We start from the raw sequence: 8649 nt of genomic DNA, 5'->3' as shown, positions 1-8649 counted from the left end.
TTGAGTAACATTATTCGAGAGAAGTCTTCTTCTAACCCATTTGGTTGGTCGTGGCAGCCTGAATAAATCTCTACCCCGAAATTTTGAGCCGATACTAAATATTGATATCTAATTAAAATTTTGGTTGTATTGCAAAGCTTTGCCCTAGCCTTACAGCCCTTCTCAATACAAGAGGCACTGTTCGCATTCGGGCATTCTCTGGCAGGCGGTGGCGCAGCTATCGCTGTATTAAATAGAAGCTGTGATTTATGGCAGGTTCAACCGCTTGCGGGCACCAAATCGAAACAAGTTATCTGGCAATATTGCTTTCAAGCGAGGCAACCATTTTGCCTCATTACCAACGCGATACCGTAATCGTGGGGAACGGCTACGAGCAGCAAAGACAATTGTCTGTGCAACTTTTGTTGGATCATCGCCTTGTGCAATTGCTTGAGTGACAGTTGAGCGAATCACATCACGTACATTGTCGTAATCAGCATAATTGAAGGTGGGTGGTAACATGGCTAGGTTGAAGTTAGTCTTAAAGTAACCAGGCTCAATTAAAGACACTTTAATATTGAACGGGTCTAGCTCCACGCTCAGTGCTTCGCTATAACCTTCGAGGGCAAATTTACTTGCACTGTAAAAACCTTGACCTGGTGCGCCAATCAATCCTGCGACTGAACTGATATTGATAATATGTCCACTTCGCTGCTGTCTCATAATTGGTAAAACGGCGTTAGTGAGGCGGACAACCCCTCAAAAGTTGGTTTCAAAGATTTCTTTGGCTTGTTGTAAAGAAGTTTCTTCCAGCATACTGGCATGAATTTGTCCAGCATTATTAATCAGTAAATCAATGCGATTAGTCCGTGTGAGCAACTGTTTAATACATAATTGTACTGAGTCATCAGAGGTAACATCGAGCTTCAACATTTCTACATCACCTGATGCTGGATATGACTTGCGACTGGTACCGAAGACCCAATAACCTACAGCAGCAAGCTTTTTAGCAGTTAACTGCCCAAATCCAGATGATGCTCCTGTAACTAGCACGACCTTTTTATCAGTCATCTGTTTTCCTTTTTAGAATACAAATACGATTTCATATAACTTTTTATAGCTAAAGAAAGATTTGATTTTTGTATCAATTTATCTGTTCTACACTAGCTTAAGTGCAGAATAGCTAAATTATACCTAGCGGAACTTTTAAAATATCCTCTTAAGCTCAATTAAAATTTCCCACTATTCAGAAAGTGTAAAATATGTTGAGATGTGATTTGTGGCTGTTCAATTTGAGGGGTATGTCCGCAATTTTTCAGCAATATTAGTTGAGAGTTGACAAGAGATTGCTGAAATTTTTCTGCATCTCCAGATGGCAGCATATCATCAGTTTCTCCCCATAAAATGAGTGTTGGTTTGTCAACTTGGGCAATTCTATTTGCTAAATCACTATAACCACCAGATTTTACATAAGAAATCATGGCATCATTCCAACCAGGCATTTCTTGGTGTAACATGGCGCATTGAATAGCCAAAAGTATTTTGGCATCTAGATTAGGTAAGATACTACATACATTTAATGCCAAGATGTGGCGTTGACGTAGATATTCCACAGCCAAGAAGTCAAAAGGAGGAAACAAGTATTTGCTAAAGGGAGGAGAATTAGTGTAACCTAAACTATTAATCAATATTAGTGATTTTACAACTTGAGGGTAAGTAAGAGTAAAATCAATTGCAGTTGCACCTCCCATTGATGCGCCCACTAGTGTTATCGGTCTGTTGATTAAAGTTTTCCAAAAATCGTAAAGATGAATTCTGATTGTAGTTGGACTGTAATTTATTTCTTTTTGCCTTTGTGTAAAGCCAAAACCTAATAAATCTACTGCCCATGTTTCATTTTGAGTAGCAAGTAATGGCAACAGAAGACGGAACTCTAAGATGGAACTGTCAAAGCCGTGCAGCAGGACAATTGGCGTTCCTTCATTACCTTTGCAAATGTAGGTTGTGAAGATTGGGTGTTGACTTAGAGAGGTTGCAAGGACAATTCTCTCAATACTTTGGACAAAAGCGATCGCTTTTGGGTCTGTTAATTGATTAACTTGCGATGGCAGAAAATTAGGAAGCATTAGAGCAATATAATAAGGCGTTTTGAAAGCGATAGATTATTTAACTGCAATAACAAATTACACATTAATTTATTCTTGCTTGTCAGCTTTACTCCTGCGACTCAGTAACCTTTTGTTGATATTCTTTGTACTCTCTGTCTTTATGCTGCCAATATTTTTCAACTGTTACTTTAGCAGCGACCGCATTGTTATATTCATCTCCACCTTGGCTTAATAATCGCTGTTTGGTTTGCTTTCGGAAGTCAGAAACAACTTTGCCATTAACTTTACGCGTCTTTGACCAATCTAGAATCGCTTTAGGATAGTTACTATTGTCAATGTATTTCCCCTGTTCAATTTCTGGTAAACTGTAGTCCCGTAGTTCCGGTATCCAGTGGGAAATAAAGTCTCCTTGAGGGTCTTTTTCAGCAATATTCTTCGACGGATTATAGATGCGAAAAGTATCACTAAGTGGATTAGTAACACCAGCTTGCATCTGCCATTGCCAATTATTAATTGCTAAATCTCCATCTACTAAATAGTTCATGTAGTGTTTAGCTCCGTGATGCCAGGAAATCCCACAGTTAATAGTTAGGAATGTGGCACACATTGCCCGCATCCGAAAATTCATCCAACCCATTGTTTTGAGTTGTCGCATACTGGCATCAACCAATGGAAAGCCTGTCATTCCTTGTTGCCACGCCTGAAATAATTATTGTTTTGCTCCTGATAACGCTGATAGGGTATATAGTTGATCAAATTCTGGATAACGGTTAGTGTAAGCAATTTCTGGATGGAAATAGAGCCGCCCAGTAAAACTATCATGCCAACGCAAACGGTCTCGAAATGTTTTGAGGGAAAATTCTGCTTTGGGTTGAGCTTTTAATTCTTCTGCTAAGGCTTTAGTACTTTGGTAAATAGTGCGAGTTGAAATAGTCCCAAAAGTTAAGTGTGGTGATAAATGAGATGTTGCCCCAAGCTGTGAAAGCATTGGGCGAGAAAGTTTCCAATGGTAGCCAGAGTATCTTTTTCTGATAAAAGAGTCTAGTTTAGCTTGTGCTTGTGTTTCGCCCCCTGGAAAATAAACTTTCTCTACTGCCCAAAAACGATGGTATTTCTGTTTAAGTTCTTCAAATGTTAGCTGTGCTAGATTAAGTGTAATTTGAGGTGTATTAATAGTTGCTGGTGTTTTATACTGGGATTGTCTTTGATAGGTGTAGTATTCGTTAAACCACTCGTCACGTTGCTCTGCTGATTGCAGAAAGTTGTTTAGTCCAATATGGTAATCAAGATTTAACTGCTTGTAGAAATCAACTATAGTTTTATCGCGGCTGACACCGTACTCTACCTGCACATCACGGCTAAAAAAAAGTTTGGGTTTATATCCTGCAATGATTAACTGCCTAGTCAACGCTTGCACGATGTCTGTAGAATTACCTTCAAATAAGTACAGCCGAGTACCTAACTTTTGCAGATTTGAATCGAGATTTTCCAATGACTCAAACAAGAAGCGGACTCTAGCAGCTCCGACATCAGCCCAGGTATAAAACCAAGGGTCAATAATGAAGAATGGCAGAACTCTTGCATCATGACCAGATGAAGAGGTGACAATTTCATTATCAGTTAAACGCAAATCTCGACGAAACCATAGAAGGTGCATAAAGGTGCATAGTTTAATTTACTACTACTATAATACATTTGTACCAACAGGTGATTTTGCTGTCGAAGTTGAGTATTTATAGGAGCTGTAAACTATTCTGACTGCGCTGACTTTACACAGTGCAGCGAACCGAATAAGTAAGTTCTAGTTATAAAACTGCAAGGATAGCGGATGTAGGGCAATACTTAAAAGTTAAAAGTTTACATGAGGGCACATCTGCCCTCATCTTTAAGATAGATATCAGGTAAGTGTGCGTTAGAATTGAATGAGTAGCAACTTGACTGACTTGAAGCTAGATTAAAGAATCGAGGGTAAAAGTTGCTCACAGGGCAAAGTTTAATAATTGGGTCATTGATAAGTTTTTTATACAGCATTCGTGGTAAGCAATAAAAGTACTGTCAAAGAAACTGTATGCAAACGGTATAACCCAGAACTAGCGATGTACAAGATTAATATTTACAGGCTTTAAAGTTATGGCTAAGGTAACAATTTCAATTGGGTTAACTGATACAGAAGTCAAAGCTTTATCGGCAATGCAGATTTCCGAAAATGAGTCATTGAATCATACAGCGACAAGATTGCTCCAGGGAATCCTGGGTCAGACAAAAGCTGGACTGGCGTTATCTAATGGTGATGAAATTAAGGAAATAGTTAAACAGGAAGTAAATGCTTTAGCTGTGTCTACAACTAATGGGGAAGAGATAAAACAGGTGATTAAGCAAGAGATGGCAGATGCGATCGCTCAGATAAAGGACTTAATAGAAAAGTGTGATGGTGGAGTTGCCCTACCAAAGCAAGAGGCTATTTCTGTTGAGCAGCAAGTCTTACCTGATTATTCGGCAATACGCGAAAATATCCTTTCTAAATTGAAAACAGGTAAGCAGTCAGCAGCCAAGGCAATTGACGCTTTTATTGAGGAACTGGGTGCTGTCAAGGAGCAACAACAGCCAGCAAATGTGGAATTAGATGTAGCGAGTTAGGATTTTTGTGCTGGCGACTATTAACCAGTCAACTTAACCCTATTCTGTCACTCTCGGAAAACAATAATCGAAGCAAGATTCTGAAACTTTGATTGAGCCAAGCTTTGAACCTTTATTTTCTAACAGTAACTAAAATTTATAGCCAAAACTCAGAAATTAAAGCCTTGAAAGGCTTTCAGCTATTGGGTTCTCCCAAACTGACAAAACAGGGTTAATCACGCCTTGACTGACTAAATGTTCAAGCTGAGAATGGTGCTGTGTTTGCTCCCGTAGCAACTTGAGTTGCTCGTAAGTGAAAATGTGTAATCCAGGACGGACAACATAACCTTGAACGGTAATGCTTTGTGGCTGCTGGCTATCGGTGCGGTTGTAGGAAATTGAAGGCATATTTACAATTATGTAAGTTAGAACTGATTAGTAGAAGAAAGTTTAACAGAGTACCGTGGGTTTAAGTCCCCCGTTTTAATAACCGATAAGTTTTGGGTCGGGGTATAAATCCCCGCTCCCTTAACTTACTTGCGACTTGCGACTTGTTTTAATTCTTCATTCTCTTACAGCTTCACACAATTCCCTCTTAAAAGGTGATTATAGAATTTGCAGAGTAAAATTACATAAGATAATGAACAAGGCTACCATTGTTGCAGCATTTCTACTGCTAATCTCTGGAATGCCAGGTTAAAAGTTATTCAAGAGGTTAGTTATGACAAAAGAATATATGGAGTCTTTAGAGGCAATTGTTGATCAATTAACATTAGCCGCAGTTCTAGAAATGTTAGAACGGATCAGTCATAAAAAAGCAGAAAATCTCAGAAATCATTGGAAAGATGAGTCTTCTGCAAAGCTTTGGGAGAAAGCTGCTAGACAGATAGAACAGATAAATATTGATATCTAATTAAAATTTTGGTTGTATTGCAAAGCTTTGCCCTAGCCTTACAGCCCTTCTCAATACAAGAGGCACTGTTCGCATTCGGGTATCCTGCGGCAGGTGGTGGCGCAGCTATCGCTGTATTAAATAGAAGTTTTCCTGCACTAATCTATACTTTGATTAACATGTAATTCAAATCCTTATGAGCTGCGAACATTTAGACAATCTGACTACGGAAACTCTGATTTCTAAAGCAAACTACCCAGTATTTCGTTGTGAAGAGTGTATCCTAATAAACAGTCGTTGGGTGCATCTCCGTATTTGTCAAAGTTGCGGCAAGATGCTGTGCTGTGATTCTTCTGTTCATCAACATGCCCGACGGCATTACGAGGAAACTGGACATTCAGTAATTAGCTCGGCTGAGTTAGGAGAACAGTGGTTATGGTGTTTTTTGGATGAGCAGGCAAAAAACTATTAAAGTGAGGCAAACGCGCTTCACGGCCAAAAGAGGGCGATTGCTATTTTCCTAACGCCTCAGCCAATTGCCCTTTTATGGAGAAAGCTTTGACTTGTCGCCCAAAACCAGTATCATCTGAAATTTTATGCGAAGAATTATTATTGGGGTTATGGGGAGAGGAGAAAATGCGACAGCAAATGATTTACAAAATGCTTATATATTAGGTCAATTTATTGCCAAACAAGGATGGGTTTTACTCACTGGTGGTAGAAATGTAGGGGTAATGGATGCAGTAAGTAAAGGTGCAAAATCTGCTGATGGTTTAACTATTGGTATTCTTCCAGGTGAAAATCAGGATGGTATGTCCTCTTGGGTGGATATTGCTATTTTCACAGACATGGGTAATTCTAGAAACAATATTAACGTTCTTACCAGTGATGTGGTAATTGCTTGCGGAATGGGTGCAGGAACCGCTTCAGAAATTGCTCTAGCTTTGAAGGCAAATAAGCAAGTAATTTTGTTGAATAATGATCAAGAAAGTAAACTTTTCTTTAAAAAATTGTCGCCAGAAAATGTTTATATTGTGGAGAGTGTGGAGCAGGCAATCGCTACTGCCAAAACAATTTTATCTTAGTTACGAATTAGTGTATCAGTAAAGTCTTCTCAAATTGGGAGGCTCTCGAATTGATTGGGTTTGAATTCCCATCTGTTGCCTTAGCTTACCGAAATTTAAATTATATTCCGGATCAGACTGATGCAAGTGAGTGTATGTATAAAAAAGAGAACTACATTCCCAGATGATTAACCAAATTACCGCTTTAGAATCCTGTTGGCATATTTCTCCTGAGTGGGGTCAGACCATGCCTCCATTAGCAGTGGAAATGTTAGAAAAAGTTTTGTTGCCAATCTCAGACTTGTCAGGCTACTGCTGTGGTGTTCAGTGGGAAAGACAGCAATGGATTTATGCAATTGTTTGCCAGAGTGAAACTCTCTACTTAGCTGAACAAGAATTTCATAGAACAAATCTACTAGAAAAGTCCACTGTTTCTACTCCAGCTTTTAAATTGGGGGATATAGTTGAGGTTGATTTCGGTGAACAGCCGACACGCCGTATTATTCAAGGAATTTTTAGCCTCAAAGATAATTGGCTTTATGGGGTAGAGTGGCGCTCTCCAATTTTAGAAGAAGTGTCTGCCCAAAGCAGAACAATATGGCTTGCTGATGTTGATTTAGTCAATGTTAGTGTATGACGATTATCAGTTGCGACAAAAGAGCAGCACCAACTTAACTAACAATTTGGGTTATTAATTTAACTTTACTGATTTTATTAGCTACTTTTAATTAGTTCTCTGGGCATCATAAGTATTCTATAGTGATTATTACTACAGATGCTTCAGAAAATTCCCTTTGTTGCAACGATCACTTCAGAATTCCCAATGCTGTTTCAGTTCCTGTAAACTCACAAGGGTAATTGCAACTCAAATGTTTCTATTCAATTTCCCTAGTGAGTGGAAACATTTTTGGATAATCTGGTCAAATTCTTTCCAGGAAATAGTCTGACGATGCTCTATACAAATAACATCGGGCGGGGACTTAGCTTTTATCCAGCTCGTAAGCGGTATGGCCAAGGTTGGTGGAGTTGAGTTCATGCCTTTGAGTTGCAGTTCTTCAACTGGATACTGCCAAAGAGAGAAAAACAAATTGAGATTAAAGCCACTATCGAGCAGATGTCCAGTATCTAGCAAAATAGAAAACACCTTTGGTTGATTTAAGCATCTAATGAGAGACACAATCTCATCAGGATGTGTTAATGCCCCAGCACGTTTGGGACTCAAGGGTTCAATCATGATGCGAACCCCTAACTTTGTCGCTCGTTGAGCCAAGTTGGAGAAGAAATCCACCGCTCGTTCTAATGGATTATCTGCTAGATCATGTCCAAAGCCGCAGACTGTCACAATTCTAGGGGCATTCAGTTGAGCGGCTACCTCCAAGGTATGTTCTACATGAATTTTGGCTTGATGACGATGTTCCGCATTCCGATGAAGCGGATGGAAATCGTGCATTTGATATGCCTGCACAGCAGTAATTAGGATCTGGGCAGATTTATACACGTCTATCTGTATATCCCCCAAATTAGCAATCTCTAAACCGATGCCCCAATGCCGGATGGCTGCAAATTTTTCCGCCTGAGTTCCATCTGGTAGCGACATTTCCACATAAGCGAGCGTGGGTTGGTTCATTCTCTACTAATAAACATCAGATATCAGTTGCGACAAAAGAGCAGTACCAAGTTAACTAACAATTTAGGTTATTAATTTAACGTTGCTAGTTTTATTAGTAACTTTTAATTAGTTGTCTGGGCATCATAAGTATTATATAGTGATTATTACTACAGATGCTTCCAAAAATTCCCTTTGTTGCAATTAGCGTTCTGCTTGTAGCTCAAATGTCGTTACCTGTATTTGCCAACAATCTTACCGCTACAGTTGTAAGCGTCGGTGACGGTGACACTGGAGTTTAGACTAGGCAACAAGAAAAGACTCAGCAACGCTGAGTTGAAAAGAAACAGACTTCAGAGATGAAAATCTACAGCACTAAGCAGA

General features: G+C 39.3%; 10 protein-coding genes and 2 pseudogenes. 6 read left to right on the top strand and 6 right to left on the bottom strand.

What is annotated here, in order from left to right; translation table 11 throughout:
• Positions 1 to 246: 246 nt before the first annotated feature.
• From V7L07_RS01835 to V7L07_RS01820, 4 genes and pseudogenes are all read right to left on the bottom strand, one after another.
• A pseudogene (locus V7L07_RS01835) lies at positions 247 to 1050 on the bottom strand (SDR family NAD(P)-dependent oxidoreductase).
• A 158-nt stretch (positions 1051 to 1208) separates the two neighbouring features.
• Positions 1209 to 2105 (bottom strand): alpha/beta fold hydrolase, encoded by an 897-nt coding sequence (locus V7L07_RS01830; protein ID WP_335054522.1) that lies wholly within the window; start codon positions 2103 to 2105, stop codon positions 1209 to 1211.
• A gap of 88 nt (positions 2106 to 2193) precedes the next feature.
• Positions 2194 to 2781, bottom strand: a pseudogene (locus V7L07_RS01825) (FAD-binding domain-containing protein); the annotation flags it as partial.
• A gap of 15 nt (positions 2782 to 2796) precedes the next feature.
• Complete coding sequence (locus V7L07_RS01820) at positions 2797 to 3744, bottom strand: deoxyribodipyrimidine photo-lyase (RefSeq protein ID WP_335054520.1); 948 nt, start codon at positions 3742 to 3744, stop codon at positions 2797 to 2799.
• A 473-nt stretch (positions 3745 to 4217) separates the two neighbouring features.
• Here V7L07_RS01820 and V7L07_RS01815 point away from each other — a divergent pair, with 473 nt between their 5' ends.
• Complete coding sequence (locus V7L07_RS01815) at positions 4218 to 4724, top strand: hypothetical protein (protein WP_335054518.1); 507 nt, start codon at positions 4218 to 4220, stop codon at positions 4722 to 4724.
• A gap of 156 nt (positions 4725 to 4880) precedes the next feature.
• Here V7L07_RS01815 and V7L07_RS01810 read toward each other — a convergent pair whose 3' ends face one another.
• Positions 4881 to 5111, bottom strand: a complete 231-nt coding sequence (locus V7L07_RS01810; RefSeq protein WP_335054516.1) for a hypothetical protein — start codon at positions 5109 to 5111, stop codon at positions 4881 to 4883.
• Positions 5112 to 5424: 313 nt separating this feature from the next.
• Between V7L07_RS01810 and V7L07_RS01805 the strand changes: the two genes are divergently transcribed.
• From V7L07_RS01805 to V7L07_RS01790, 4 genes are all read left to right on the top strand, one after another.
• A complete protein-coding gene (locus V7L07_RS01805; RefSeq protein WP_335054514.1) occupies positions 5425 to 5616 on the top strand; it encodes a hypothetical protein in 192 nt (63 codons plus the stop codon).
• Positions 5617 to 5791: 175 nt separating this feature from the next.
• Complete coding sequence (locus V7L07_RS01800) at positions 5792 to 6067, top strand: UBP-type zinc finger domain-containing protein (RefSeq protein ID WP_084227073.1); 276 nt, start codon at positions 5792 to 5794, stop codon at positions 6065 to 6067.
• A 124-nt stretch (positions 6068 to 6191) separates the two neighbouring features.
• Positions 6192 to 6680, top strand: a complete 489-nt coding sequence (locus V7L07_RS01795; protein WP_335054512.1) for a TIGR00725 family protein — start codon at positions 6192 to 6194, stop codon at positions 6678 to 6680.
• Between the two features lie 163 nt (positions 6681 to 6843).
• A complete protein-coding gene (locus tag V7L07_RS01790) occupies positions 6844 to 7296 on the top strand; it encodes a DUF1392 family protein (RefSeq protein ID WP_335054510.1) in 453 nt (150 codons plus the stop codon).
• 228 nt (positions 7297 to 7524) lie between these two features.
• On the opposite strand, the gene V7L07_RS01785 is transcribed toward V7L07_RS01790, so the two are convergent.
• A complete protein-coding gene (locus V7L07_RS01785; protein ID WP_335054508.1) occupies positions 7525 to 8286 on the bottom strand; it encodes a sugar phosphate isomerase/epimerase family protein in 762 nt (253 codons plus the stop codon).
• Positions 8287 to 8441: 155 nt separating this feature from the next.
• Between V7L07_RS01785 and V7L07_RS01780 the strand changes: the two genes are divergently transcribed.
• Entirely contained in the window at positions 8442 to 8567 is a 126-nt protein-coding gene (locus V7L07_RS01780) for a hypothetical protein (RefSeq protein ID WP_335054506.1), read from the top strand.
• Positions 8568 to 8649 lie beyond the last annotated feature (82 nt).

The organism is Nostoc sp. (genome assembly GCF_036916985.1).
In the GTDB taxonomy this organism is placed as follows: Bacteria; Cyanobacteriota; Cyanobacteriia; order Cyanobacteriales; family Nostocaceae; genus Nostoc.
The sequence above is the reverse complement of the archived record's forward strand: the minus strand, read 5'-3'. Positions and strand labels throughout refer to the sequence as shown.

Bases quoted from the DNA above. Each gene is read 5' to 3' on its own strand.
- V7L07_RS01790 (WP_335054510.1), top strand. From the start codon at position 6,844: ATGATTAACCAAATTACCGCTTTAGAATCCTGTTGGCATATTTCTCCT.
- V7L07_RS01810 (WP_335054516.1), bottom strand. From the start codon at position 5,111: ATGCCTTCAATTTCCTACAACCGCACCGATAGCCAGCAGCCACAAAGC.
- V7L07_RS01780 (WP_335054506.1), top strand. From the start codon at position 8,442: ATGCTTCCAAAAATTCCCTTTGTTGCAATTAGCGTTCTGCTTGTAGCT.
- V7L07_RS01805 (WP_335054514.1), top strand. From the start codon at position 5,425: ATGACAAAAGAATATATGGAGTCTTTAGAGGCAATTGTTGATCAATTA.
- V7L07_RS01830 (WP_335054522.1), bottom strand. From the start codon at position 2,105: ATGCTTCCTAATTTTCTGCCATCGCAAGTTAATCAATTAACAGACCCA.
- V7L07_RS01820 (WP_335054520.1), bottom strand. From the start codon at position 3,744: ATGCACCTTCTATGGTTTCGTCGAGATTTGCGTTTAACTGATAATGAA.
- V7L07_RS01795 (WP_335054512.1), top strand. From the start codon at position 6,192: ATGCGAAGAATTATTATTGGGGTTATGGGGAGAGGAGAAAATGCGACA.
- V7L07_RS01800 (WP_084227073.1), top strand. From the start codon at position 5,792: ATGAGCTGCGAACATTTAGACAATCTGACTACGGAAACTCTGATTTCT.
- V7L07_RS01785 (WP_335054508.1), bottom strand. From the start codon at position 8,286: ATGAACCAACCCACGCTCGCTTATGTGGAAATGTCGCTACCAGATGGA.
- V7L07_RS01815 (WP_335054518.1), top strand. From the start codon at position 4,218: ATGGCTAAGGTAACAATTTCAATTGGGTTAACTGATACAGAAGTCAAA.